Here is a 23,944-nt window from a genome sequence, read left to right on the forward strand (position 1 = left end):
TGCTCCCCGGCAGATCCCGGGGGCCGGACAGACGGAGGAGCGAACGTGAGCGTGAAGAGCACTGCCGACGGTGGTGCCCCCGCGAAGAGGGGGCGGACGACCCGCGCAGCCGCCGCGAAGCGCCGCAGTGGTGAGCCCGGACTCGTACAGCTGCTGACCCCGCAGGGCGAGCGCGTCGAGCACGACGACTACGCGATCGACCTGTCGCCGGAGGAGCTGCGCGGCCTGTACCGGGACATGGTCCTGACCCGCCGCTTCGACGGTGAGGCGATCACCTTGCAGCGGCAGGGTGAGCTGGGCCTGTGGGCGTCGCTGCTGGGCCAGGAGGCCGCGCAGATCGGCTCCGGCCGGGCGACCCGCCCCGACGACTACGTCTTCCCGACCTACCGCGAGCACGGCGTGGCCTGGACCCGCGACGTCGACCCGCTGAACCTGCTGGGCATGTTCCGCGGCGTGAACAACGGCGGCTGGGACCCCAACGAGAACAACTTCCACCTCTACACGATCGTGATCGGCTCGCAGACGCTGCACGCCGCCGGTTACGCGATGGGTGTGGCAAAGGACGGCGCCGATTCCGCGGTGCTGGCCTATTTCGGCGACGGGGCCTCCAGCCAGGGCGATGTCGCCGAGGCCTTCACCTTCGCGGCCGTCTACAACGCGCCCGTGGTGTTCTTCTGCCAGAACAACCAGTGGGCGATCTCCGAGCCGACCGAGAAGCAGTCCCGGGTGCCGATCTACCAGCGCGCCGCGGGCTACGGCTTCCCCGGTGTGCGGGTGGACGGCAACGACGTGCTGGCGGTGCTCGCCGTCACCCGGGCGGCCCTGGAGCACGCCCGCAGCGGGCAGGGCCCGATGCTGGTGGAGGCCTTCACCTACCGGATGGGCGCGCACACCACGACCGACGACCCGACCCGCTACCGCAGCGACGAGGAGCGCGAGGAGTGGGCGTCGAAGGACCCCATCGCCCGGCTGCGTGTCTACCTCGACCGCGAGGGCCTGGCCGACGAGGAGTTCTACGCCGGGGTGGACGCGGAGAGCGACGCGCTCGCCAAGCGCGTCCGCGAGGGCGTGCGGACCATGCCGAACCCGGGCCCGATGGCCATCTTCGACAACGTCTACGCGGACGGCAGCTCGCTCGTCGACGAGGAGCGCGCGCAGTTCGCCGACTATCTGGCCTCCTTCGAGGACGCCGGCACGACCGCAGGACAGGGGCACTGATCATGACGCAGACGATGGCAGTGGCCAAGGCCCTCAACGAGTCCCTGCGCAAGGCGCTGGACACCGACCCCAAGGTCCTCGTCATGGGCGAGGACGTCGGCCGCCTCGGCGGCGTCTTCCGCATCACCGACGGCCTGTACAAGGACTTCGGCGAGGGCCGGGTCATCGACACCCCGCTCGCCGAGTCGGGCATCGTCGGCACCGCGATCGGCCTGGCGCTGCGCGGCTACCGGCCGGTGGTGGAGATCCAGTTCGACGGCTTCGTCTTCCCCGCCTACGACCAGATCGTCACCCAGCTGGCCAAGATGCACGCCCGCGCGCTCGGCAAGATCAAGCTGCCGGTCGTCATCCGCATCCCCTTCGGGGGCGGCATCGGCGCGGTCGAGCACCACAGCGAGTCGCCCGAGACGCTCTTCGCGCACGTGCCGGGCCTGAAGGTGGTCTCGCCGTCGAACGCCTCGGACGCGTACTGGATGCTCCAGCAGGCCATCGAGTGCGACGACCCGGTGATCTTCTTCGAGCCCAAGCGGCGCTACTGGGACAAGGGCGAGGTCAACACCGAGGCCGTCCCGGCCGGGCTGCACTCGGCGGTCGTCGCGCAGCAGGGCACGGACGCCACGCTCGTCGCGTACGGGCCGATGGTGAAGGTGTGCCTGGAGGCGGCGGCAGCGGCCGCGAACGAGGGCCGTAGCCTGGAGGTCGTGGATCTCCGCTCGCTCTCCCCGATCGACTTCGACACCGTCCAGGCGTCGGTGGAGAAGACCCGGCGGCTGGTCGTGGTCCACGAGGCACCGGTTTTCTACGGCTCGGGCGCGGAGATCGCGGCGCGGATCACCGAGCGCTGCTTCTACCACCTGGAGGCCCCGGTGCTGCGGGTCGGCGGCTTCCACGCCCCCTACCCGCCGGCCCGCCTGGAGGACGAGTACCTCCCCGGCCTGGACCGGGTGCTGGACGCCGTCGACCGCTCGCTGGCGTACTGAGGGAGAGGGTTGTGACTACCGTGACCGCACAGGCGCAGCGCTTCCGTGAGTTCCGGATGCCGGACGTCGGCGAGGGCCTGACCGAGGCGGAGATCCTCAAGTGGTACGTGGCGGTGGGCGACACCGTGCACGACGGCATGGTGATCTGCGAGGTGGAGACGGCGAAGGCGGCCGTCGAACTGCCCATCCCCTACGACGGGGTGGTCAGCGAGATCCGCTTCGACGAGGGCACGACGGTCGACGTCGGCACGCCGATCATCGTGGTGGACGCCGGGGGAGCCGAGGGGGCGGCGGAGCAGGCCGCGCCCGAGACCGTACCGGCGCAGCCCGCGGCGCCCGAGACGGAGCCCGCGGCCGCCGCGGAGCCGCCGGCCGCCAAGCGTGAGGCGGTGCTGGTGGGGTACGGCGTCGCGCCGTCCTCGACGACCCGCCGCCCGCGTAAGCAGCAGCCTCCGGCGGCCCCCGCGTCCGCCCCGCTCAACGGGCACGCGGCGGAAGCCCCGGTGACGGAAGCCCCGGCGGCGGCCCCGGAGGCCCCCGCCGCCTCCGCCGCCCCTGCCGCTCCCGCCGCCCCGGCCGAACGGCCGCTGGCCAAGCCCCCGGTGCGCAAGCTCGCCAAGGAGCTGGGCATCGACCTGGCGACCGTCGTCCCGACCGGCCCGAACGGCGTCGTCACGCGCGAGGACATCCGCGCCGCGGCCGCGCCCCCCGCGCCGCTCCCCTCCGCGCCGCTGACCGCACCCGCGGCCCCGGCGGCGGGGGAGCGCGAGACCCGCACGCCGATCAAGGGCGTGCGCAAGGCCACCGCGCAGGCGATGGTGGCCAGCGCGTTCACCGCCCCGCACGTCACCGAGTTCGTGACCTTCGACATCACCCGGACCATGAAGCTGGTCCAGGAGCTGAAGGAGGACCGGGCCTTCGCGGGCCTCAAGGTGAGCCCGCTGCTGCTGGTGGCGCGGGCGCTGCTGGTCGCGATCCGGCGCAACCCCGCGGTCAACGCGACGTGGGACGAGCAGGCGCAGGAGATCGTCCAGAAGTCCTACGTCAACCTCGGCATCGCCGCGGCCACCCCGCGCGGCCTGATCGTCCCCAACGTCAAGGACGCGCAGGACAAGACGCTGCCGGAACTGGCCGCCGCGCTCGGCGAGCTGGTGGCGACGGCCCGCGACGGGAAGACCGCGCCCGCCGACATGCAGGGCGGCACGGTCACGATCACCAACGTCGGCGTCTTCGGCGTGGACACCGGCACGCCGATCCTCAACCCCGGCGAGTCCGCGATCCTCGCCTTCGGCGCGGTGAAGCTCCAGCCGTGGGTGCACAAGGGCAAGGTCAAGCCGCGGCACGTCACCACGCTCGCGCTGTCCTTCGACCACCGGCTGGTGGACGGCGAGCTGGGCTCGAAGGTGCTCGCGGACGTGGCGGCGATCCTGGAGCAGCCCAAGCGGCTCATCACCTGGGCCTGAGCCCCGGGCCCCCAGGCGCTGTCCCGGGGCGGTGTCCCCGGGCGCTGTCCCCGGGCGCTGTCCCCAGGCGGTGTCCCGCGAAAGGGTGGGGCGGGTGCGGACGTACTGACGTCCGGGCCCGCCCCTTCTGCGTGTTTGCGCCGCTCCACGGGCGAAATGTGCTGCTATCGCCCCATGGTCGTCCACGTCTCCGTCATCGTGCTGCTGCTCATCATCGTCGGGCTGCTCATGCACAACAAGAGCCTCAAGGTCAGCCATGCGATCGTGGCCGGTCTGCTCGGTTTCTGCCTGGCGAGCTCCAGCCTGGCGCCCACGATCCAGTCCACCGTCGCCTCCACCGCGGACCTGGTGAGCACCATCCGCCCCTGAGGGACGGCCACTTGGGATCATCACGGTCATACGATGAACGGATGATCGACACCCAGGATCACCACGCCCACGACGCCGTGTCCCTGCGCCCGATCACCGAGGACGACCTCCCCGTGATCAACGGCCACCTCTCCGACCCCGCCTCCTCCGGCCCCTTCCAGTGGTTCGGCTTCCCCGACCCGCACCGCTGGCGGCGCGACTGGGAGCAGAACGGCATCCTCGGCCCGGACGGCGGCCGCCTCCTCGTCGTGCGCGGCACCGAGTCGCTCGGCTTCGTCTCCTGGCGGAAGATCCCCCGCGGCACGTGCTTCCACTGGAGCATGGGCGTCCTGCTCTGGCCGCACGCCCGCGGCCGCGGCGCCGGCACCGAGGCCCAGCGCCTCCTGGTGCGCTACCTCTTCGACCACACCCTCGCCTTCCGCGTCGAGGCGGACACCGACATCGACAACGTCGCCGAACAGCGCGCCCTGGAGAAGGCCGGCTTCACCCGCGAGGGCGTCATGCGCGCGTCCCACTTCCGCGAGGGCCGCTGGCGCGACAACGTCCTCTACTCGATCCTCCGCGACGAGCTGCCGCCGACGGCCTGACGCGACCTGGCGCGCCCCTTCCCGAGGCGCGAAGGTGCGCTGCCCCCGTCTCCGACGGCGACTGACGTCACGTCACCCCACCCTTACCGGGCGGCGGACGCGGTGGGACGATGCGTCCGGATCCCCGTCTGCGGGGCGGGGGCGTGTCCGGGGGGACGGATGGCGACGGAGGAAGAAGCGGCGGAGCCGGAGGGCGGCTACGAGGTGCGGATGCACTTCGGGTGGGGGATGGCCGCGCGGGTCGCGGCGCTCGTCGCGATCGACTTCGCGGCGGTGCGCAACCCGGTGGACGGGCATGTGACACGCGGTTCCGTGCTGTACGGGTGCGTGCTCGCGGCGTGGGGGCTGTTCTTCCTCGGGCAGCAGTACACGCTCCTCCGGCGCGGCTGCCTGCTGCGGATCGACGCGGCCGGGCTGACCGTCGCCGGGGCGCCGACCGTGCCCTGGCGGGAGCTGCGCAAGGCCGAGGTGCGGCGTGGGGGCGCCTTGGTGTTCTTCTCGTGGTCGTCCTCCGAGAAGCTGCCGCTGCTGCCGGTCGGGCTGCGGCCGGGCCGGGGGGCGGAGCGGCGTCACCGCAAGCGGCTGACGAAGCACTTCGGCTCGTCGATGGTGGTGCCCACGCGCCTGTACGGGGTGCGGCGGGCCGAGGTGGTCGCGGCGGTGCGGCACTACAGCGGGACCGTGCCCGTCTTCGAGTGAGACCGCCTCGCCCCGGGGGGCGGGCCGTCCGTATGACGGACCGCCGTACCGTCCACCCCGCTGTTGTATCTATGATGTGCGCATCATGGATACCGCCACCGCGCCCACAGGCACCCTCGCCGTCAAGTCGCCACCCGCCGCCGAGCGGGTCTACCTGCACGTCAAGGCCGGAGTGCTGGACCGCAGTTACGAGGGCGGGACGCTGCTCACGGAAGGGGATCTCGCCGAGGCCGTGGGGGTGTCGCGCACGCCCGTGCGTGAGGCGCTGCTGCGGCTGGAGGCGGAGGGGCTGCTCAAGCTCTACCCGAAGAAGGGCGCGCTGGTGCTGCCGGTCTCCGCGCAGGAGATCGCCGACGTCGTCGAGACCCGGCTGCTGGTGGAGCAGCACGCGGTGGCCAAGCTGGCGGGCGCGCTGCCCGAGCCGCTCGCGGCCCGGCTGGAGGAACTGCTCGCCGAGCAGCGGCTGCACGCGGCCGCAGGGGACCTCGCGGCCTTCGCCGTCGCCGACCGCTGCTTCCACGCCGAGATCGTCCGCGCGGCCGGCAACCGTATCCTCGCCCAGCTCTACGACCAGTTGCGCGACCGGCAGCTGCGCATGGGCGTGGCCACGATGCACGCCGAGCCGAGCCGGGTCGCCAAGAACATCGAGGAGCACGCCGAGATCCTGGACGCGCTGCGCGGCGCGGGTGTCCGCGAGGCGAAGGCGGCGGTCTCCCGGCACCTGGTCCGCGTCAACACCCTGGCGCGGGGCGAGTCGTGAGCGCCGGTGACGAACGGGCGGGTGCCGGCGGCGCGGCCCGCGCGCTGCCCGGCGATCCGCCGGGCGGGCGGCGCGCGGTGCTGGTGTGGAGCGTCGGCACCCTGGTCTACCTGGTCGCGGTGGTGCACCGCACGAGCCTCGGCGTCGCGGGCATCGACGCCGCCGACCGCTTCCACATCGGCGCCTCCGCCCTGTCCTCCTTCTCGATCCTCCAGGTGCTGGTCTACGCGGGGATGCAGATACCCGTCGGCCTGATGGTGGACCGGCTCGGCACCAAGAAGGTGCTCACGCTCGGCGCGGTGCTCTACACCGTGGGCCAGCTCGCCTTCGGCCTGTCGCACTCCTACGGCATGGCGCTCGCCGCCCGCGCCGTGCTGGGCTGCGGCGACGCGATGACCTTCGTGAGCGTGCTGCGGCTCGGCTCGCGATGGTTCCCGGCCCGCCGCGGTCCGATCATCGCGCAGAGCGCGGCGCTCTTCGGGGTGGCCGGCAACCTCATCTCGACCGTCCTGCTGGCCCGGCTGCTGCACTCCGCGGGCTGGACCCCGACCTTCCTCGGCTCGGCGGTCGCGGGCGCGTTCGTGCTGCTGCTCATGGCGGTCTTCCTCAAGGACCACCCCGAGGGGTACGAGCCCGCGCCCGCCGAGCACGCCGGGGCCGCCTACGTCCGACGGCAGATCGCGGCGGCCTGGGCCGAGCCCGGCACCCGGCTGGGCATGTGGACGCACTTCACGACGCAGTTCCCCGGCATGGTCTTCCTGCTGCTGTGGGGCATGCCCTTCCTCGTCGAGGCGCAGGACCTCTCGCGCGGCGCCGCGGGCGGGCTGCTCACCCTGGTGGTGCTGGCCAACATGGGATTCGGCCTGGTCTTCGGCCAGTTGATCTCCCGTCACCACGGGGCGCGGCTGCCGCTGACGCTCGGCGTCGTCGCGGTGACCGCGGTGACGTGGGCCGGGGTGCTGGCGTGGCCCGGCGGGGACGACCCGATGTGGCTGCTGGTGGCGCTGTGCGTGGTGCTCGGCGCGAGCGGGCCCGCGTCGATGATCGGCTTCGACTTCGCCCGCCCCGCCAACCCGCCCGAGCGCTTCGGCACCGCCTCCGGCATCGTCAACATCGGCGGCTTCGTCGCCTCCATGCTCACCCTGCTGGCGATCGGGGTGCTGCTGGACTCCACCGGCGACAACTACCGCGTCGCCTGGTGCAGCATCTTCGTGATGGAGGCGGTCGGCCTCACGCAGATCCTGCGGCTGCGCCGGGCCAGCGAGCGGCTGGAGCGCGAGCGGATCGCGGTCAGCCGCGTCGAGAGCGTCCACCGCACGCCCGCCGCCGTCCGCGGCGAGTAGCCCGTACGTACGCCGAACGGGTGCGGTCCCCTGTCGGGGAAAGCACCCGTTCGGCGTACGTACGGCGGTTCCGCCGGACGGCTCAGCGCGTCACGGCGATGTGCCGCAGGATCGCGTCGGCGAGGTCCGCGTCGCCCTCGATCTTGACCTGGCCGGCGACCGCGGCCGGCCGGACGCGGCCGGTCAGCAGGCGCAGGAAGGTCTCCCAGTCCAGCACGAAGGTCACCGCGGGGCCCAGCGAGACCGCGGAGTCGATCGTGCCGCGGCCCTCGGCGTTCACCCGGACGGTCCGCATGAACTCCAGCGGCCCGTGCACGTCGAAGACCACCGCGGAGCCCGGCTTCGCGCCCGCGTCGTGCGCGACCAGCTTCGGCAGCGCCCGCAGCACGTTGTCACGCGCCAGCACCGCAGCCGCCGACGCCAGGTTGCCCGGCTTGTCGAGCGCCCGCCGCAGGTCCTGCTCGTGCACCCAGACGTCGAAGACGCGGTTCCACAGCTGCTCCTCCAGCGTCGTCTCACCGCCGCCGATCGCCCGCACCGTGGCGTCGGGCTGCCGCGACTCGTTGCGCAGCTGCCGCGACCTGCGGATGATCGTGTACTCCAGCTCCGACGTCATCTCAGGAGCGGTGTGGTGCCGCCGGATGTCCACCGGCACCTCGGTGTAACGGGCCGTCTCCGAGGTGATGTGCCGCAGGTCGCTGGGAAGGGTGTGGATGGGGCGCGGATCGCCGAGGAGTTCGCACTCGAAGCCGATGAGGTGGGAGACGACGTCGCGCACGGACCAGTACGGGCACTCCGTGGGGCGGTTCCACTCCCCCTCGGCAAGTGGCGACACCAGCTCGTTGACGGATTCGATGGAGTGGGTCCAGGCGTCTATGTACGGCTGGAGCTTGCTGTGGACGGTCACGGGACCCCTCGACGGATCGGTGCGCGGTCGTGGTGGTTGGCGCCTAAGTTACGCTGCGCGCGGGCGCCCACGCAGTGCTTTCGAGTGACGATGGTAGGCCCGGCTTGACGACCCAACGTATGGGCGGTGTCCAGGTGCGCGCAACGCTTGTCCAGATCGACGTCGACCCGGCGGAGACGCCCGCGCGGCGGCGGGAGCGCGCGGCCGCGCTCGTCCGCGCCCAGGCAGGTGCGGATCTTGTCGTCCTGCCCGAATTGTGGCCCGTCGGAGCGTTCGCCTCCGACGACTTCGCGGCGGAGGCGGAGCGGGCGGACGACGGGCCCACCGCCGAGGCGATGAGCGCTGCCGCGCGGGACGCCGGGGTGTGGCTGCACGCCGGGTCGATCGTCGAACGCGACCCCGAGGGACCCCTCTACAACACGGCGCTGCTCTTCTCGCCCGACGGCGAACTCGTCACCACCTACCGCAAGATCCACCGCTTCGGCTTCGACAGCGGCGAGGCCGCGGTGCTCGACGCCGGGCGGACCGTGGTGACGCAGCGTCTGCCGTTCGGCGTCGTCGGGCTCGCCACGTGCTACGACCTGCGCTTCCCCGAGCAGTTCCGGCTGCTCGTGGACGGCGGGGCGGAGCTTGTGGTCCTGTGCGCGGGGTGGCCGGCGCGGCGGCTCGACCACTGGCGCGTGCTGGTGCGGGCGCGGGCGGTGGAGTCGCAGGCGTACGTCCTCGCGTGCGGGACGGCGGGGACGTACGCGGGGGTGGAGCAGGCCGGGCACAGCATGGTCGTCGACCCCTGGGGCGTCGTCCTGGCCGAGGCCGGCCCCGCGGAACAGCTCCTCACCTGCGAACTCGACCCTGCGCGGGTGGCGACCACTCGGCTGGACTTCCCGGTCCTGCGCGACCGCGTGCTTCCCGTTCCGCCGCCGGGCACGCTCTGACCTGCCCCTTGCGGTGGTCGCCGCGACCAGCCACGACGGATCCGCACCCGCCGGCGCGGGGGAAGGGGCACCCCCTGAGGCGTCCGCGGGGGCCAAGGGTGGGAGGTCAGTCCTCCTTCGCCGCGAGGCGGTCCACGCAGACCGCCATCGCGATGAGCAGCGCCGCGTCCGCGTCCGGACGCTCCACGGACACCGTGTACGCGTCCCGCAGGGACAGGAGGCGGCGGGAGACGCGGGCGAGCCGTTCGCCCTCGTACTCGATGTCGTACTCCTTGCCGATGAGGTCCCCGCGGATCTCCAGCTCCTCGCCGGTGGCCAGCTCCGCGCGGTAGACCTCGTGGAGGAAGGCGAGCTTGCGGCGGCGGACGGTGACGAGGATCTCCCCGCCGCGTTCCACGGTCATCGCGTCGCGCAGCGTGAGCAGTTTGCGGTGGATGACGGCGAGCACCTCGCCGTCGGGGTCCTGGAGCTCCAGGGTCTCCCTGACCCGGAGCACCTTGCCGTCGACGTAGAAGGCACGGCGGCCGTCCTCGTCCTCGATCCAGTAGTCCTCGCCGATGGCGAGCAGTTTCTCCCGCACCACGTATTTCATACGGGAATGCCTACCCCGGGAAATGCTGTTGGATGGGGACATGACTGCACGTGCACGCGTCCGGGCGCCCGAGCTGACCGGCAGGGGCGGCTGGCTGAACACCGGTGGGGCCACCGTCTCCCTCGCCGACCTCCGCGGGTCGATCGTGATCCTGGACTTCTGGACCTTCTGCTGTGTGAACTGCCTGCACGTCCTGGACGAGCTGCGGGAGCTGGAGGAGCGGCACCGGGACACCGTGGTGATCGTCGGCGTGCACTCGCCGAAGTTCGTGCACGAGGCGGAGCACGACGCGGTGGTGGACGCGGTGGAGCGCTACGAGGTGCACCACCCGGTGCTGGACGACCCGGAGCTGGCCACCTGGCGGCAGTACGCCGTCCGGGCGTGGCCGACGCTCGTGGTGATCGACCCGGAGGGCTACGTCGTCGCGCAGCACGCGGGCGAGGGGCACGCGCACGCGCTGGAGCGGCTCGTCACGGAGCTGGAGGCCGAGCACGCGGCGAAGGGCACGCTGCGCCGTGGTGACGGCCCGTACGTGCCGCCGGAGCCCGTGGCGACGGATCTGCGCTTCCCCGGCAAGATGCTGGCGCTGCCGGGTTCGGGCCACTACCTGGTGTCGGACTCGACGCGGCACGCCCTGGTGGAGCTGGCCGCGGACGGCGAGAGCGTCGTGCGGCGGATCGGCAGCGGGGTGCGGGGCCTGGCGGACGGGGACGCGGCGACCGCGCGCTTCAGCGAGCCGCAGGGTCTGGCGATGCTGCCGGACGGCAGTGTGGTCGTCGCGGACACCGTCAACCACGCGCTGCGCCGGCTGGACCTGGAGTCCGGTGTGGTGACGACGGTCGCGGGCACGGGCCGCCAGTGGTGGCAGGGCTCGCCCACCGCGGGGCAGGCGCTCCAGGTGGACCTGTCGTCGCCGTGGGACGTCGCGTGGTTCGAGGACCGGGTGTGGATCGCGATGGCGGGCGTGCACCAGCTGTGGACGTACGACCCGGTGACCGAGCGGGTCGAGGTCGCCGCGGGCACCACCAACGAGGGTCTGGTGGACGGCCCGGCGCACGAGGCGTGGTTCGCCCAGCCGTCCGGGCTGACGGTCTCCGGGGAGCGAGGCGAGCGGGGGGCACCCCCGGCCGGAGGCTGGGGGAGGCTGTGGATCGCCGATTCCGAGACCTCCGCGCTGCGGTGGGCCGAGCGCGCCGCCGACGGCGAGGGCTATGTCATCCGTACGGCGGTGGGCACCGGGCTGTTCGACTTCGGCCACCGGGACGGGCCCGCGGGCCAGGCGCTGCTCCAGCACCCGCTGGGCGTGACCGGGCTGCCGGACGGCTCGGTCGCGGTGAGCGACACGTACAACAACGCGCTGCGCCGCTACGACCCGGTCACCGGTGAGGTCAGCACGCTGGCGACCGATCTGCGCGAGCCGTCCGACGCGGCCGTCGTCGCGGGGGACATCGTCGTCGTGGAGTCCGCCCGGCACCGGCTGACCCGGCTGCGGCTGCCCGAGGAGGCGGTACGCGTCGAGGCCGTCGCCCACCGTACGCAGCGGGCCGCGACCGACGTGGCGCCCGGGGCCTTCCGGCTGGACGTCGTCTTCTCGGCGCCCACCGGGCAGAAGCTCGACGAGCGGTACGGCCCCTCGACGCGGCTGCTGGTCAGCGCGACCCCGCCGGAGCTGCTCACGGACGGCGCGGGCAAGGGCACCGACCTCTTCCGCGACCTGGTGCTCGACCCCTCCGTCCCCGAGGGCGTGCTGCACGTCTCGGCGATGGCGGCGTCCTGCGACGACGACCCCGCCAACGAGTACCCGGCGTGCCATGTGCACCAGCAGGACTGGGGTGTCCCGGTGCGGCTGGCCGACACCGGGGACACCCGTCTGGCTCTGGTGCTGGCGGGGCTGGACGAGGGCTGAGCGCCCGGTCCGCGGGCCGGGGTGCCGCCCGCCGTCAGCGCCCGTAGTAGCGCTCTTCGACGACGGGCGGTACGTCGCCCTCACGTGTCGGCGGGAGCTGGCGGCGCTTGAAGATGCTCACGTACGCGGCGAGTCCGATGACGCCCACGGCCATCATGATCAGGCCGACGAGGTCCAGGTTGACGCCCTTGGCGTGCCAGTTCGTCGCGAAGGTGAGGATGCCGCCCGCGGCGATCAGGATGATGCAGCCTCCGATACCCACGGTGTCCGCCTCCAGAGGTGGATTTCGCACGGATTCCTGCTTGCTGTCCTGGTGGATCGCCTGCCCTGCCTCGGGAGTTGCATGCACTGTCTTCAACTTCCTTGTGGAAACGGTCACTTGGGGTGTCACCTCACGGTGGTCCGGTGCGTGAGAAGGGCGGGCGGCGCTTCCTGTCGCCGTCCGGATCGGAGAACTCTTCTATGCGCATGCGGACTTCGGCCTCCGCCGCGGTGGTGGCAGCCGCCGCCCTGATCGCCGCCGGTGCCCTCACCGGCACCGCCTCGGCCGCCCCGCGGCCGGTGGCCGCCGGGAACGGGCCGCTCACCGCCCAGCCCCTGCCGGACGTCAACGGACGGCTGTACGACGTCGTCCAGTCCGGCGCCCACGTCACCCTGGCGGGCGGCGTCGCCCAGGAGGTCGGCGCCGACGGCGACTTCCTGGGGTCGCCCCTGCTGCTCCGCAAGGACGACCGGGACGGCAAGGGCTGGCAGCCGGTGCAGCTGCCCAAGCAGGAACTCGGCGACACCTTCAACGAGATCAACTCGGTCGCCGCCGTGCCCGGCACCGCGGGCCAGGCGTGGGCGGTGGGCCTGGAGCTGCAGACGGCGGACTGCGCCATGCCCGGCCACGAGGCGTGCGGGCCGATCCTCGGCTACCGATTCGACGGCACGTCCTGGACGGTCACACCGGTGCCGGTACCGGCGAACGCGGACGGCGGCGGTCTCAGCCGGGTGGTCGCCAACGGTCCCTCCGACGTGTGGGCGGCCGGCTGGGTGACCATCGTCGACCACGCCGAGCCGAACCCCCCGCCGAAGCCCGGCGGCTGGTACGTCGAGGCGCACGTGGAGGCGCTGGTCGTCCACTGGGACGGCCACGCCTGGACCCGGGTGACCGTGCCCGACCAGCTGTCCTACACCCCGGCGTCGATCGCGGTGTCCGGCAACGACGTCTGGACGGCGGGCTGGATCGGTGAGAACACGCCGGAGATCCAGCACTGGAACGGCCGCAAGTGGACCACCGACAAGCTCCCGGCCTTCGCCGAGGGCGCCGAGCTGTACAACATCGGCGTGGACGCGACCGGTTCGCCCTGGGCGGTCGGCCGCGCCTGGCTGGATGAGAACGACGTGCAGGGCCACGGCCTGCTGCTGCACAAGACCGGCGGCGTGTGGCGCCAGGTCGCGCTGCCGGCCGACGCGGGGCTGCTCACCGAGATCTCCTTCACGCCTGACGGGGTGGCCGTCGCCGGGTCCGACGCCTCGACCGCCCGTGAGGGCTACGTCGCGCAGCTCGACGCCACGGGCTGGCACCGCCTCGCGCTGCCCGCAGCCCCCGAGGGCGGCCTGCTCGCCACGGAGGGCATGACGTACAGCCCGCAGCACGGCCTGACGGTCGTCGGCCACCAGGAGAGCGCGGACGGCCCGCTGGCCGGGGACGTGCTCCCGGAGGTGCTCACCCAGCGCTGAACCCGCGGGACTGGGGCTGTCACCTCGGGGCGGTGCCAGGCGTGAGAGGAGCGGACGGAACCCTCCGTCGTCGCTCGGATCGGAGAACTCGCCTATGCGCATGCGGACTTCAGCCTCCGCCGCCCTGGTGGCAGCCGCCGCCCTGATCGCCACCGGCGGCCTCACCGGCACCGCCACGGCTGCCGGTGGGGGTCCGCTGACCGCCCAGCCCGTGCCGCCCGGCAGCGGATCGCTGTATGACGTCACGCAGGTCGGCGCCCACGTCACCTACGCGGGCGGTCTCAGCCAGCAGGCCGACGGCACGAAGGCCGTCCGCCAGAGCCCGCTGCTGCTCCGCAAGGACGACCGGGACGGCAGGGGCTGGCAGGCGGTGACGCTGCCGTCCGAGGGCGTCGGCGTCAGCCAGAACGAGATCAACTCCGTCGCCGCCGTGCCCGGCGCCGCGGGCCAGGCGTGGGCGGTCGGCCTGGAGGGGCGCAGCACCGCCAACTGCGGCTTCCCGCCCGGCTACGAGGTGTGCGGGCCGATCCTCGCCGACCACTTCGACGGCACCTCCTGGCACGCCGAGCCCGTGCCGACACCGGCGAACTCGGAGGGCGGCGGCCTCACCCAGGTGGTCGCGGCCGGGCCCTCCGACGTGTGGGCGACCGGCTGGCTCCAGATCTTCGACAGCGCGACGCCGACTCCCGGCAAGCCCGGGGGCTGGACCGTCGAGGACCACATGGAGGCGCTGGTCGTCCACTGGGACGGCCACGCCTGGACCCGGGTGACCGTTCCCGACCAGCAGACCTGGCTGCCGAACGCGATCGCGGTGTCCGGGCACGACGTCTACACCGCCGGGTGGGGCGGCGACGACGTGCCGGAGATCCAGCACTGGAACGGCCGCAAGTGGACCACCGAGAAGCTCCCGGACCCGGCGTTCGGCGGTGAGGTCTACGGCCTGAAGGTGGACGCCTCCGGCTCGCTGTGGGCGGTCGGCCGCACGCTGCTGACCGAAAACGACCGGGGCCACGCCCTGCTGATGCGCAAGACCGGCGGCGTGTGGCGCCAGGTCGCGGTGCCGGCGGACGCGGGGCAGCTCAACGACCTCGCCTTCACGCCGGGCGGCGTCACCGTCACCGGCAGCGCGGTCGGCGGCCGGGACGGCTACGTGGCGCAGTCCGACGCCGCGGGCTGGCACCGCCTCGCGCTGCCCGCGGCCCCCGAGGGCGGCCTGCTCACCGCGGACGGCGTGTCGTACAGCCCGCGGCAGGGCCTGACGGTCGTCGGCCACCAGGAGGGCCCGGACGGGCCGTTCGCCGAGGACGCGGCGCCGCTGGTGCTCACCCGGCGCTGACGCCGGTCCCGTGAACGGCGGGCCCGCACCCTCCCCCGGGTGCGGGCCCGCTTCTCTGCGCCTGGGTGCTTCAGGCGCGCAGGAACGCGGTGAGCGCCCCGGCCAGGTACGCCGGGTCGTCGGCGCCGCACAGCTCGCGCGCGGAGTGCATGGAGAGCATCGGCACCCCGACGTCGATCGTGGTGATGCCGTGCCGGGCGGCGGTGATCGGGCCGATCGTCGTCCCGCACGGCATGGCGTTGCTGGACACGAAGTGCTGGAAGGGCACGCCCGCGCTCTCGCACGCGGCGGCGAACAGGCCGCGCCCGGCGCCGTCGGTGGCGTAGCGCTGGTTGACGTTGGACTTCAGGATCGGCCCGCCGTTGGCCCGGGGGTGGTGCGTCGGGTCGTGCCGCTCGGGGTAGTTGGGGTGGACGGCGTGGCCGACGTCGGAGGACACGCACACCGAACCGGCCAGCGCCCGCGCCCGGTCCTCGTAGCCGCCGCCGCGCGCATGCACGGAGCGCTCCAGGACGTTGCCGAGCAGCGGGCCCATGGCGCCGGTGTCGGCCTGGCTGCCGTTCTCCTCGTGGTCGAAGGCGGCGAGCACCGGGATGTGCGTCAGGCCGCCCGCCTCGACGGCGGCCAGCAGCGCGGCGGTGCAGGCGTGCACCGACAGCAGGTTGTCCAGCCGTCCGGAGGCCAGCAGCTCGCGGTCCCGGCCGAGATAGGCGGGCGGCTGCGTGTCGTACGCCATCAGATCCCACCCCGTGACGTCGTCGGCGTCCAGGCCCGCCTCGGCGGCGAGGAAGGCGACGAGATCCCCGTCGCGCGCCTCGCCGAGGCCCCACACCGGCTGGAGGTGGCGCTGCTTGTCCAGCGTCAGCCCGTTGTCGTTGACCCCGCGGTCGAGGTGGATCGCGAGCTGCGCGACCCGCAGCAGCGGCCGGTCGACGTCCACCAGCACCGTCGAGCCGTCGCGCAGCGTGAGCCGCCCGGCGAGGCCCAGGTCGCGGTCCAGCCAGCTGTTGAGCAGCGGACCGCCGTACAGCTCGACGGAGATCTGCCGCCAGCCCGCCGCCCCCATGTCGGGCCGCGGCTTGACCCGCAGGTTCGGCGAGTCGGTGTGCGCCCCGACGATCCGGTACGGCGTCTCGGGCCGCGCCCCCGCGGGCACGTACCACGCCACGATCGCCCCGCCGCGGGCCACGTACTTCCCGCCGGCCTCGCCGTCCCACGCGTCCGTCTCCGCCGCCCGCCGGAAGCCCGCAGCCTCCAGCCGCTCCGCCACGGCGGCGACAGCGTGGTACGGCGTGGGCGCCGCCTTGACGAAGGTGGCCAGGTCATCGGTGTGCGAGCGGTCGAAAACCCGCGGTGCGGAACTCATACCGGCCAGTCTAGAAAACCCGGCCGACAGTCACCCGGGCGGTGACGGGTGACACGGTCGGACGCGCGGTCACATGCGGTCGATCTCGGTGAGGTCGACGCTGACCGGGAAGGGGACGTCGGCCCTGAGCCGGTCGCGGTGGACACCGGTCGGGACGTAACCGAACGTCAGCACGTCCAGCGCGTACGTGTGGACCACCGGCAGGACGTCCGGGCCGGACGTCTCGACCCGCCAGTAGTGCGGGATGCGGGCGCGGGCGTACTTGAACGGCTTGGTCTCGCGGTCGCGCTCCCGGGAGTCGGGGGAGACCACCTCGACGGCGAGCACGACGTCGTCCGACGGGTAGCTGCGCCGCTCCGGCCCGTGGGTGTCGTCGGCCGTGACGACGATCAGATCGGGGACGGGCGCGCTGTGCGGGCTGAGCACCACCGCCGTCTCGCGGCGCACCCGCAGGCCCGGGGGAGCCGCCTCGCGCAGCGTGTGGTGCAGCAGGTCGGTGGTCACCGCGTGGCCCGCCTGCTGGGGCGCGGGCAGCACGAGGCTGCCGTCGATCAGCTCGGCGCGGGAGGGCAGGTCCAGCCGGAGGAAGTCGTCGAGGCGGTAGCCGCCGGGCGGGGGCACGGGCCACGGCGAGCCGTCCGGCTGCCGGGGCCCGTCGGCGGCGGCCCGGGGGCGGGGGGTCGTTGTCCTGGTCACGAATCCGGATTGTGGCCGGGCCGCCCGGCGGCGCCGCACGCAAACGTCCCGCCTTCCCCCGAAAGGTTGAAGGCGGGACGTTTCGGCAGGTCGGAAGGCCGTGGTGCCGCCCGTGGGGCCTTCCGTCAGACGGGGGTCAGAACGCCTCCTCCGGGAGGTCCATGACGTCGAGGGTGACGGTGTCGGCCATCGCGCGCTGGACGGCGACCTGCGGCAGGACGTTCGTCGCGAAGAACTTCGCCGCGGCGACCTTGCCCCGGTAGAAGGGCACGTCCTTGGCGGAGGCGGACGGCAGCTTGTCGAGGGCGACGCCCGCGCCGCGCAGCAGCAGGTAGGCCACGACCACGTCGCCGGAGGCGAGCAGCAGCCGGGTGGTGTTGAGGCCGACCTTGTAGATGTTGCGGACGTCCTGCTCGGTGGCCGCCAGGTCGGTGAGCATCGTGCCGACGATGCCCTCCAGGTCGGCGGCGGCCTTGGCGAGCTGGTCGCGGGCCTCGGCCAGCTCCTCGCCGCCCGCCGCGTCGGCGAGGAACTTCTTGATCTCCTCGCTGAGCGCGGTGAGCGCCTGGCCCTGGTCGCGGACGATCTTGCGGAAGAAGTAGTCCTGGCCCTGGATCGCGGTGGTGCCCTCGTAGAGGGTGTCGATCTTGGCGTCCCGGATGTACTGCTCCAGCGGGTATTCCTGGAGGTAGCCGGAGCCGCCGAAGGTCTGCAGCGACTGCGCGAGCTGCTCGTAGGACTTCTCCGAGCCGTAGCCCTTGACGATGGGCAGCAGCAGGTCGTTGAGGCCGTGCAGACGGCGGGCGTCCTCGCCGGTCTCCTCCGCCACCTGGATCGCGTCCTGGACGGAGGCGGTGTAGAGGACGAGCGCGCGCATGCCCTCGGCGTAGGCCTTCTGCGTCATGAGCGAGCGGCGCACGTCGGGGTGGTGGGTGATGGTGACCTTGGGCGCGGCCTTGTCGGTGAACTGCGCCAGGTCCGGGCCCTGGACGCGCTCCTTGGCGTACTCCAGCGCGTTCAGGTAGCCGGTGGAGAGCGTCGCGATGGCCTTGGTGCCGACCATCATGCGGGCGAACTCGATGATCCGGAACATCTGCCGGATGCCGTCGTGCTTCTCGCCGATCAGCCACCCCTTGGCGGGGTGCCGGTCGCCGAAGGTCATCTCGCACGTGTTGGACGCCTTCAGGCCCATCTTGTGCTCGACGTTGGTGGCGTAGACGCCGTTGCGCTCGCCCAGTTCACCCGTCTCGGGGTCGAACGCGAACTTCGGCACCATGAACAGGGACAGGCCCTTGGTGCCCGGTCCCGCGCCCTCGGGGCGGGCCAGCACGTAGTGGATGATGTTCTCGGCCATGTCGTGCTCGCCCGAGGTGATGAAGCGCTTGACGCCCTCGATGTGCCAGCTGCCGTCGTCCTGCGGGATCGCCTTGGTGCGGCCCGCGCCGACGTCCGAGCCCGCGTCCGGCTCGGTGAGCACCATCGTGGAGCCCCACTGCTTCTCCACCGCGAGCGCGGCGATCTTCTTCTGCTGCTCCGTGCCCTCCTCGTAGAGGATGCCCGCGAAGGCCGGGCCGGAGGAGTACATCCAGATCGCCGGGTTGGAACCGAGGACCAGCTCGGCGTAGGACCAGATCAGGGAGCGCGGCGCGGTGGTGCCGCCGATCTCCTCGGGCAGGCCGAGGCGCCAGTACTCGGCGTCCATGAAGGCCTGGTAGCTCTTCTTGAACGTGTCCGGCACGGGTGCGGTGTTCGTGTCGGGGTCGAAGACCGGGGGGTTGCGGTCGGTGTCCGCGAAGGACTCCGCCAGTTCGTTCTCGGCAAGGCGCGCCAGCTCGGCGAGGATGTCGCGCGCGGTGTCGGCATCCATGTCGGCGAACGGACCCGTGCCGTACAGCTGGTCGCGGCCGAGCACCTCGAAGAGGTTGAACTCGATGTCGCGGAGGTTCGACTTGTAGTGGCCCATGACGTCGGCTCCGTATCGCTGCTGGTGTCACAAAACGTCTCACCCATGATGCTACCCGTCAGTAATAAGGCGCAAGCCCCGCTCCCCGGATGTGACGGGATCGATCCACCACGGCCCGCGCCCGGATCCGGGCCGGGATCCGGGCCCGGGTGCCGCGCAGCGCCGTTACGCTAGGGGCCGTGTACGGCTACGACCAGAGCGCGAATCCGGGCCCCGGGCCGGGTCCCGGCGGACCCGCGCCCATGCCGGGCTATCCCGACCCCGGCGCGCCGATGAACGGCTACGCCGACCCGAACGCCGCGCCCCCCATGGGCGGCGGCTACCCCGAGCCCTCGCCGCCCTCGCTCACCGACGCCGTGCGCGCCTTCACGACCGGCTCCATGGCGGCCGAGGACTTCCAGGCGATCTTCGCCACCTCCCGCGTCTACTGCCCGCGCGGCGACAACCCGGGCTTCCTGGCGCTGCACGACACCCAGCAGCCCGTCATCCCGATGTTCAGCTCGCTCAAGGAGCTGCGCCGCTACGCCGGCAAGGAGTCGAAGTACTTCGTCATCACCGGCGCCGAGGTGCTCGACCTGCTGCCGACCGGCTACGGCTTCGTCCTCGACATCGACGGGCAGCACCGGATGGTCTTCGACGCGAAAGCTGTCGAACAGATGGTCGATTTCACCATGCGCCGGATGTACGGCTGAGGTCCGCCGCTCCTTGAGTCCGTTACGCCCCTTGTGTCCCTTGGGCTCTCGCACCCGATCGGGTGAGGGAATGGTCACGCGTTGCGAGATGTTCAGTGTTCAACTACATTGGAAGCGCATCGTCCCCGAGGAGGTCCCCCCATGCCTGCCGTGACCGTCGAGAACCCGCTGGCCCTGCCGCGGGTCACCGCACCCGCCGAGGCCCACTCCCGCTCCGCCCTCGCCGTGTCCACCGCCCCGAGCGGCCTGGAGGGCGAGGGATTCCCCGTCCGCCGCGCCTTCGCCGGCATCGACTACCGGCACCTCGACCCGTTCATCATGATGGACCAGATGGGTGAGGTGGACTACGCCGCGGGCGAGCCCAAGGGCACCCCCTGGCACCCGCACCGCGGCTTCGAGACCGTCACGTACATCATGGACGGCACCTTCATCCACCAGGACTCCCACGGTGGCGGCGGCACCATCACCAACGGCGACACCCAGTGGATGACCGCGGGCTCCGGCCTGCTCCACATCGAGACCCCGCCGGAGTCCCTCGTCCTCAGCGGCGGCCTCTTCCACGGCCTCCAGCTGTGGGTGAACCTGCCGAAGGCGGACAAGATGATGCCGCCGAAGTACCAGGACCTGCGCGCCTCCGGCCTGAAGCTGCTCACCTCCGGCGACGGCGGCGCCCTCATCCGCCTCATCGCGGGCGACCTCGGCGGCCACGTCGGCCCCGGCGCCACCCACACCCCCATCACCATGGCGCACATCTCCCTCACCCCCGGCGCCGAACTCACCATCCCCTGGCGCGCGGACTTCAACGCCCTCGCCTACGGCCTCGCCGGCTCCGGCTTCGCGGGCCCCGAGGCCCGCCCCTTCGGCATGGGCCAGGCCGTCGTCTTCGGCAAGGGCGACACGTCCGGCTCCGCCTCCGGGGACGCCCTCACCCTGCGGGCCTCCGAGACCCAGGACTCCCGCTCGGCGAACTTCGAGTTCGTCCTGCTCGGCGGCCGCCCCATCCGTGAGCCGATGATGCAGTACGGCCCCTTCGTGATGAACACCCACGCGGAACTGGCCCAGGCCTTCGACGACTTCCAGGCCGGCCGCCTCGGCACGATCCCGGCGGACTCCCCCCTGGGCAAGTAGCCGCCGTCTTTCCGCGGAAGGGCCCGCTCCCCTGACGGGGGGCGGGCCTTCGCCGCGCCCGGCGGCCTCACGTTCAAGTGAACCGCGCCCCCCCGGGCGCGGATGCGCTCATCCGAACGGGTGACTTGTACGCGTGGGATGCGGCTGATTACGTTCAGTTCTCTACCGCCGAAGGCTTTTGGGCGTGTGCGGGACGACACGTCCTGGCCAGGGCCCGGGGGCGAGGAGAGAGGAACGGCTATCGTGGGTCTGGGGATTCCGAGCGTGGGAGGTGCCGTGTCCGTGGACGGGTCCGACGCCGCGAAGCTCGGGTTGCCTGAGCGGCTGAGCTGGGAGGATCTCCAGAAACTTCCCGGGGACGTCGCCGCCGACGTCGAGCTCTGGGACCGGAAGGTGATCTGGAACCGGCGCGGGCCCCTGGAGCACCAGCAGTTCGCCGTACGGATGCGCAACGCCCTGGAAGACGCCGCCCGCCGGGCCATGCGGGGTGGCGGAAATGGCGAGGGGCGGTGCTGGCAGGTCGGGGTCGAGACCAACGTGTTCTTCGCCGCCGACAAGTCCAGCTTCCTCACCCCCGACTTCCTCGTCCGCCGTTGCCTACCCCGCGGGTCCGACACCTTTGCCAGTGACGTGGTCCTCGCGGGGGAGGTGCTGTCGGGCTCCGACACGCCCAAGCGCCGGGCCTGGAAGGCGGACCGGTACGCGGAGGCCGGGATCCCCTGGTACTGGGAGGTGGAACTCGACGCCGACGGCACGTGGGACATCAGCGCGGTGCGCGCGTACGAGCGCACCTCTGCCCCCGTCGCCGACCTCGTCGTCAAGCCGCTGCGCCCGGCCCTCTACGTCCCCGTGGGGGAGTGGGAGCCCACGGGCCCGGGGATCGTCTTCCCCGAGCCCTTCACCCTGGACGTCACCTGGGACGACCTCGCGTTCTGAGCCCCGACCGCAGGGCCGGGCGGGAGTGCGGCAGGATGCCGTCATGCTGCGCGGTGACGGCGAGGCCGAGATACGCAAGCTGATCCGGCGTTACGTCACGCGCGATCAGCGGTACCTCAAGCTCGGTGGGCTCTTCGTCGGTATGGGGGAGCGCGAACGGGCCCGGTTCGCGCGGCGGTTGGGACGGGCGGCGGGGCGGGTCTCGGGCCGTGAGCTGGGGATCCTGCTCGACGGGGGGTGGCGGGAGAGCAGGACGGCGGCGTGGCTCATCGCTGTCGCCGGGAGGAGCGAGTTCCGGGGCCGACTCGGTGAACTGCTCTTCGCCGGTGAGGAATCCCAGGCGGGGGACGACTACTGTGTCGCGCTCGCCAGCTTCGGCACCTCCGCCGACGCGGAACTCCTGGCCGCCTACCTCGACCGCTACCTGCGCCGCCCTGACCTCGACCACGACCAGGCGGCCGCGCTCGGCGCGCTGATGGTGCTGGATGTCAGGCTCGGGGCCGGTCGGGCGGACCGGTTCCTCGTCCCGGACGGCCTCTGGGAGCGGTGGGTCGCCGGGCAGGGCGGTGCGGGATACGGGGCCCCCGACCGGCACCGCGAGGCCGTCGGCCGGTGCTGCGCGCTCGCCGAGGAGAGTGCCGGGCACTGCACGGTGAGGAAGGCCTGAGCCCGGGTGCACATGCCGAGGGCCCCGGCCGGGTTGGTGGGCGGGGTCCTCTTGGGGCGGTGGGGGTCAGTTGGTGATCGTGCCGACCAGGCCGCTGACGTTGAGGAGTTCGTGGCAGCCGGCGGACTGCTTGCCGGTGGCGGGGGTGCCGGGCTTCTGGCAGGTGACCTCGACGGAGACGGACTCGTTCTGGGCGACCTCGATCGGGGTGACCCAGTGGTAGTCCTGGTTGCGGAAGGTCTCCAGGGCGATCGTGGTGATCGTGCGGTCGCCGAAGGTGATGGTGAGGACGCCCTCGTCGCCCTGGAAGTTGGCGACGACGAGGTCGGTGACGCGGAAGACCTGGCCCGCGGGGACCTGGTAGACGCCGGTCTTGGTCTGCCCGGCGGAGGCCTTGACGTCGATGGTCTGGGAGGCCTGCTGGCTGCCCGCGACGCCGGTGCCGCCCGTGCCGCCGCTGGCGCCGCCGGTGCCTCCGGTGCTGGCCTGGGTGCCGGCGCCCTGGCTCGGGGTCGGGGCGGCGCCCGCGTCGCCGGGATTGGGGGCGTTCTGGGAGCCGGTGCTGGGCTGCGGGTGGACGACCTTGTTGGCCGCGGCCTTCGCGGTGCTGCGCACCGTCGGGCGGACCAGCGTGAACCACAGGAGCAGCAGCGCGACGATCGCGGCCAGTACGGCGAGCAGCCAGCGCGGGAAGATCGGGATCTGGACGAACTCGCCGTCCAGCGGCGGCCGCGGGGCCACGCTCTCGTCGGTGACGGGGATCTCCGGGGTGACCGGCTCCATGGCGTACTCGGTCGCCGTCAGCGCGAACGGCCGGGTGACGGCCTTGCCGAACCAGATCGGCCGCCCGGTGCGCACCAGCAGCCGCAGTTCCGCGGATTCGCCGGGCTCCAGGGCCACGCGCGTCGGTGAGAACGCGAACTTCAGCTCGTCGCCCGCCTGGCCCGGCGTGAAGCCCGCCCGCACCGGGGTGTTGCCCTGGTTGCGCACCGCGAGCCGGTAGCGGCCGCGCAGCCAGCCGCGCCGCCGGCGCGGCAGCAGCTCGGTGCGCAGCTCGTGGAACTCGCTGATGTGCACGGTGGTCTCGGGCACCCGTACGGCGTCGGGGTGCTCGGCGGGCAGCACACGTACCGCGAGGGGCACCGCGCCTGCCCGTACCTCCGGGGAACGTGGTGGATCCAGGCGGATGGTCACGGTCTCGGCGGTGCCGGGGTAGAGGGAGACCCGCGCGGGCTCCACGGTCGACCAGGGCGCGCAGTCCCCGACGACCTCCAGGCTGTACGCCTCGACGATGTCGCTGTCGTTGCGGACGGTGAGCGTGGTCGTGGCGGTGCCGCCGGGGGCGACCGCCACTTCCGGAATGTCGAGACCGGACGCACCGGTACCGGAAGAGGCTGCAGAAGGCGTCACGCACGCGAGCGTAGATCCGTGGACGGGGCCGACACGAGGTGTGACGAGGGCAATACAAGGGCAGAGGTAATGCCCGGGAAGTCAGTGCAACTATGTTGTTGTTGAACAGAGTTGTTCCATTAATACGACTGACACGCAGTCGGTCAACGGCCCGTGCGACCCTCGCCCGACGTACTCCTCCGACGCCACTGACCGCCCCTGCGTGCACCCGATGCTTCCGAAAGCCCGTCACCGAACACCTACAGAACTTGCGGAACGCATGACAC

At 72.4% G+C, this 23,944-nt stretch carries 23 protein-coding genes; 16 read left to right on the forward strand and 7 right to left on the reverse strand.

From position 1 onward, the window contains the following. The first annotated feature begins 45 nt into the window (after nucleotides 1-45). The 8 genes from pdhA to ACWERV_RS02505 all read left to right on the forward strand — a co-directional run bounded on the left by pdhA (nucleotide 46) and on the right by ACWERV_RS02505 (nucleotide 7,419). Complete coding sequence (pdhA, locus tag ACWERV_RS02470; protein ID WP_398174962.1) at nucleotides 46-1,218, forward strand: pyruvate dehydrogenase (acetyl-transferring) E1 component subunit alpha; 1,173 nt, start codon at nucleotides 46-48, stop codon at nucleotides 1,216-1,218. A 2-nt stretch (nucleotides 1,219-1,220) separates the two neighbouring features. Next, on the forward strand, nucleotides 1,221-2,198 hold the full coding sequence (locus ACWERV_RS02475) for an alpha-ketoacid dehydrogenase subunit beta (RefSeq protein ID WP_398174959.1): 978 nt from the start codon (nucleotides 1,221-1,223) through the stop codon (nucleotides 2,196-2,198). Between the two features lie 11 nt (nucleotides 2,199-2,209). Next, complete coding sequence (locus ACWERV_RS02480) at nucleotides 2,210-3,661, forward strand: dihydrolipoamide acetyltransferase family protein (RefSeq protein ID WP_452927713.1); 1,452 nt, start codon at nucleotides 2,210-2,212, stop codon at nucleotides 3,659-3,661. A gap of 174 nt (nucleotides 3,662-3,835) precedes the next feature. After that, nucleotides 3,836-4,030, forward strand: a complete 195-nt coding sequence (locus ACWERV_RS02485) for a hypothetical protein (RefSeq protein ID WP_452927715.1) — start codon at nucleotides 3,836-3,838, stop codon at nucleotides 4,028-4,030. Between the two features lie 41 nt (nucleotides 4,031-4,071). After that, a complete protein-coding gene (locus tag ACWERV_RS02490; protein ID WP_452927718.1) occupies nucleotides 4,072-4,617 on the forward strand; it encodes a GNAT family N-acetyltransferase in 546 nt (181 codons plus the stop codon). A gap of 159 nt (nucleotides 4,618-4,776) precedes the next feature. Continuing rightward, nucleotides 4,777-5,316: a hypothetical protein gene (locus tag ACWERV_RS02495; RefSeq protein ID WP_452927720.1), complete on the forward strand. Its 540-nt coding sequence runs from the start codon at nucleotides 4,777-4,779 to the stop codon at nucleotides 5,314-5,316. 85 nt (nucleotides 5,317-5,401) lie between these two features. After that, entirely contained in the window at nucleotides 5,402-6,076 is a 675-nt protein-coding gene (locus ACWERV_RS02500; protein WP_398174942.1) for a GntR family transcriptional regulator, read from the forward strand. Beyond that, the gene (locus ACWERV_RS02505; RefSeq protein ID WP_452927723.1) at nucleotides 6,073-7,419 is read left to right on the forward strand and encodes an MFS transporter; all 1,347 of its coding nucleotides are present in this window, start codon (nucleotides 6,073-6,075) and stop codon (nucleotides 7,417-7,419) included. The genes ACWERV_RS02500 and ACWERV_RS02505 overlap by 4 nt, the downstream gene beginning before the upstream one ends. An 82-nt stretch (nucleotides 7,420-7,501) precedes the next feature. Here ACWERV_RS02505 and ACWERV_RS02510 read toward each other — a convergent pair whose 3' ends face one another. Next, a complete protein-coding gene (locus tag ACWERV_RS02510) occupies nucleotides 7,502-8,326 on the reverse strand; it encodes a maleylpyruvate isomerase family mycothiol-dependent enzyme (RefSeq protein ID WP_452927726.1) in 825 nt (274 codons plus the stop codon). A gap of 134 nt (nucleotides 8,327-8,460) precedes the next feature. Between ACWERV_RS02510 and ACWERV_RS02515 the strand changes: the two genes are divergently transcribed. After that, nucleotides 8,461-9,261: a carbon-nitrogen family hydrolase gene (locus ACWERV_RS02515; protein ID WP_452928063.1), complete on the forward strand. Its 801-nt coding sequence runs from the start codon at nucleotides 8,461-8,463 to the stop codon at nucleotides 9,259-9,261. A gap of 106 nt (nucleotides 9,262-9,367) precedes the next feature. Here ACWERV_RS02515 and ACWERV_RS02520 read toward each other — a convergent pair whose 3' ends face one another. Continuing rightward, nucleotides 9,368-9,853, reverse strand: coding sequence for an LURP-one-related/scramblase family protein (locus ACWERV_RS02520; RefSeq protein WP_452927728.1), 486 nt, complete (start codon nucleotides 9,851-9,853; stop codon nucleotides 9,368-9,370). A 40-nt stretch (nucleotides 9,854-9,893) separates the two neighbouring features. Between ACWERV_RS02520 and ACWERV_RS02525 the strand changes: the two genes are divergently transcribed. Then, the gene (locus ACWERV_RS02525; protein WP_452927731.1) at nucleotides 9,894-11,759 is read left to right on the forward strand and encodes an NHL domain-containing thioredoxin family protein; all 1,866 of its coding nucleotides are present in this window, start codon (nucleotides 9,894-9,896) and stop codon (nucleotides 11,757-11,759) included. 34 nt (nucleotides 11,760-11,793) lie between these two features. On the opposite strand, the gene ACWERV_RS02530 is transcribed toward ACWERV_RS02525, so the two are convergent. Beyond that, nucleotides 11,794-12,021 carry a hypothetical protein gene (locus ACWERV_RS02530; RefSeq protein ID WP_398176026.1) on the reverse strand — a complete coding sequence of 76 codons (228 nt, stop codon included), beginning with the start codon at nucleotides 12,019-12,021 and terminating at the stop codon, nucleotides 11,794-11,796. 206 nt (nucleotides 12,022-12,227) lie between these two features. Between ACWERV_RS02530 and ACWERV_RS02535 the strand changes: the two genes are divergently transcribed. Together ACWERV_RS02535 and ACWERV_RS02540 are read left to right on the forward strand one after the other, a co-directional pair. After that, on the forward strand, nucleotides 12,228-13,484 hold the full coding sequence (locus tag ACWERV_RS02535) for a hypothetical protein (protein ID WP_452927733.1): 1,257 nt from the start codon (nucleotides 12,228-12,230) through the stop codon (nucleotides 13,482-13,484). A 100-nt stretch (nucleotides 13,485-13,584) separates the two neighbouring features. Next, on the forward strand, nucleotides 13,585-14,820 hold the full coding sequence (locus ACWERV_RS02540; RefSeq protein WP_452927736.1) for a hypothetical protein: 1,236 nt from the start codon (nucleotides 13,585-13,587) through the stop codon (nucleotides 14,818-14,820). Between the two features lie 70 nt (nucleotides 14,821-14,890). Here the strand turns inward: ACWERV_RS02540 and ACWERV_RS02545 are convergent, their stop codons facing one another. The 3 genes from ACWERV_RS02545 to ACWERV_RS02555 form a co-directional block, all read right to left on the reverse strand. Beyond that, complete coding sequence (locus ACWERV_RS02545) at nucleotides 14,891-16,186, reverse strand: M18 family aminopeptidase (RefSeq protein WP_452927738.1); 1,296 nt, start codon at nucleotides 16,184-16,186, stop codon at nucleotides 14,891-14,893. A gap of 69 nt (nucleotides 16,187-16,255) precedes the next feature. Next, nucleotides 16,256-16,882, reverse strand: coding sequence for a Uma2 family endonuclease (locus ACWERV_RS02550; RefSeq protein ID WP_452927741.1), 627 nt, complete (start codon nucleotides 16,880-16,882; stop codon nucleotides 16,256-16,258). A 136-nt stretch (nucleotides 16,883-17,018) separates the two neighbouring features. Beyond that, on the reverse strand, nucleotides 17,019-18,845 hold the full coding sequence (locus ACWERV_RS02555; protein WP_452927744.1) for an acyl-CoA dehydrogenase: 1,827 nt from the start codon (nucleotides 18,843-18,845) through the stop codon (nucleotides 17,019-17,021). A gap of 179 nt (nucleotides 18,846-19,024) precedes the next feature. Here ACWERV_RS02555 and ACWERV_RS02560 point away from each other — a divergent pair, with 179 nt between their 5' ends. From ACWERV_RS02560 to ACWERV_RS02575, 4 genes are all read left to right on the forward strand, one after another. Then, nucleotides 19,025-19,537 (forward strand): SseB family protein, encoded by a 513-nt coding sequence (locus ACWERV_RS02560; RefSeq protein ID WP_398174912.1) that lies wholly within the window; start codon nucleotides 19,025-19,027, stop codon nucleotides 19,535-19,537. Between the two features lie 141 nt (nucleotides 19,538-19,678). Next, nucleotides 19,679-20,665, forward strand: a complete 987-nt coding sequence (locus ACWERV_RS02565) for a pirin family protein (RefSeq protein WP_398174909.1) — start codon at nucleotides 19,679-19,681, stop codon at nucleotides 20,663-20,665. Between the two features lie 282 nt (nucleotides 20,666-20,947). Then, on the forward strand, nucleotides 20,948-21,601 hold the full coding sequence (locus ACWERV_RS02570) for a Uma2 family endonuclease (RefSeq protein ID WP_452927747.1): 654 nt from the start codon (nucleotides 20,948-20,950) through the stop codon (nucleotides 21,599-21,601). Between the two features lie 43 nt (nucleotides 21,602-21,644). Further along, entirely contained in the window at nucleotides 21,645-22,268 is a 624-nt protein-coding gene (locus tag ACWERV_RS02575; protein ID WP_452927750.1) for a DUF6000 family protein, read from the forward strand. A 66-nt stretch (nucleotides 22,269-22,334) separates the two neighbouring features. On the opposite strand, the gene ACWERV_RS02580 is transcribed toward ACWERV_RS02575, so the two are convergent. Next, complete coding sequence (locus tag ACWERV_RS02580) at nucleotides 22,335-23,678, reverse strand: COG1470 family protein (protein ID WP_452927752.1); 1,344 nt, start codon at nucleotides 23,676-23,678, stop codon at nucleotides 22,335-22,337. Between the last annotated feature and the right edge of the window lie 266 nt (nucleotides 23,679-23,944).

The sequence above is a fragment of the Streptomyces sp. NPDC004031 genome, from assembly GCF_053604375.1.

Excerpts from the sequence above, each read along its gene's own strand:
- ACWERV_RS02475 (WP_398174959.1), top strand. The coding sequence starts at position 1,221 with ATGACGCAGACGATGGCAGTGGCCAAGGCCCTCAACGAGTCCCTGCGC.
- ACWERV_RS02485 (WP_452927715.1), top strand. The coding sequence starts at position 3,836 with ATGGTCGTCCACGTCTCCGTCATCGTGCTGCTGCTCATCATCGTCGGG.
- ACWERV_RS02490 (WP_452927718.1), top strand. The coding sequence starts at position 4,072 with ATGATCGACACCCAGGATCACCACGCCCACGACGCCGTGTCCCTGCGC.
- ACWERV_RS02495 (WP_452927720.1), top strand. The coding sequence starts at position 4,777 with ATGGCGACGGAGGAAGAAGCGGCGGAGCCGGAGGGCGGCTACGAGGTG.
- ACWERV_RS02500 (WP_398174942.1), top strand. The coding sequence starts at position 5,402 with ATGGATACCGCCACCGCGCCCACAGGCACCCTCGCCGTCAAGTCGCCA.
- ACWERV_RS02520 (WP_452927728.1), bottom strand. The coding sequence starts at position 9,853 with ATGAAATACGTGGTGCGGGAGAAACTGCTCGCCATCGGCGAGGACTAC.
- ACWERV_RS02525 (WP_452927731.1), top strand. The coding sequence starts at position 9,894 with ATGACTGCACGTGCACGCGTCCGGGCGCCCGAGCTGACCGGCAGGGGC.
- ACWERV_RS02535 (WP_452927733.1), top strand. The coding sequence starts at position 12,228 with ATGCGGACTTCGGCCTCCGCCGCGGTGGTGGCAGCCGCCGCCCTGATC.
- ACWERV_RS02540 (WP_452927736.1), top strand. The coding sequence starts at position 13,585 with ATGCGGACTTCAGCCTCCGCCGCCCTGGTGGCAGCCGCCGCCCTGATC.
- ACWERV_RS02545 (WP_452927738.1), bottom strand. The coding sequence starts at position 16,186 with ATGAGTTCCGCACCGCGGGTTTTCGACCGCTCGCACACCGATGACCTG.
- ACWERV_RS02555 (WP_452927744.1), bottom strand. The coding sequence starts at position 18,845 with ATGGGCCACTACAAGTCGAACCTCCGCGACATCGAGTTCAACCTCTTC.
- ACWERV_RS02565 (WP_398174909.1), top strand. The coding sequence starts at position 19,679 with ATGCCTGCCGTGACCGTCGAGAACCCGCTGGCCCTGCCGCGGGTCACC.
- ACWERV_RS02575 (WP_452927750.1), top strand. The coding sequence starts at position 21,645 with ATGCTGCGCGGTGACGGCGAGGCCGAGATACGCAAGCTGATCCGGCGT.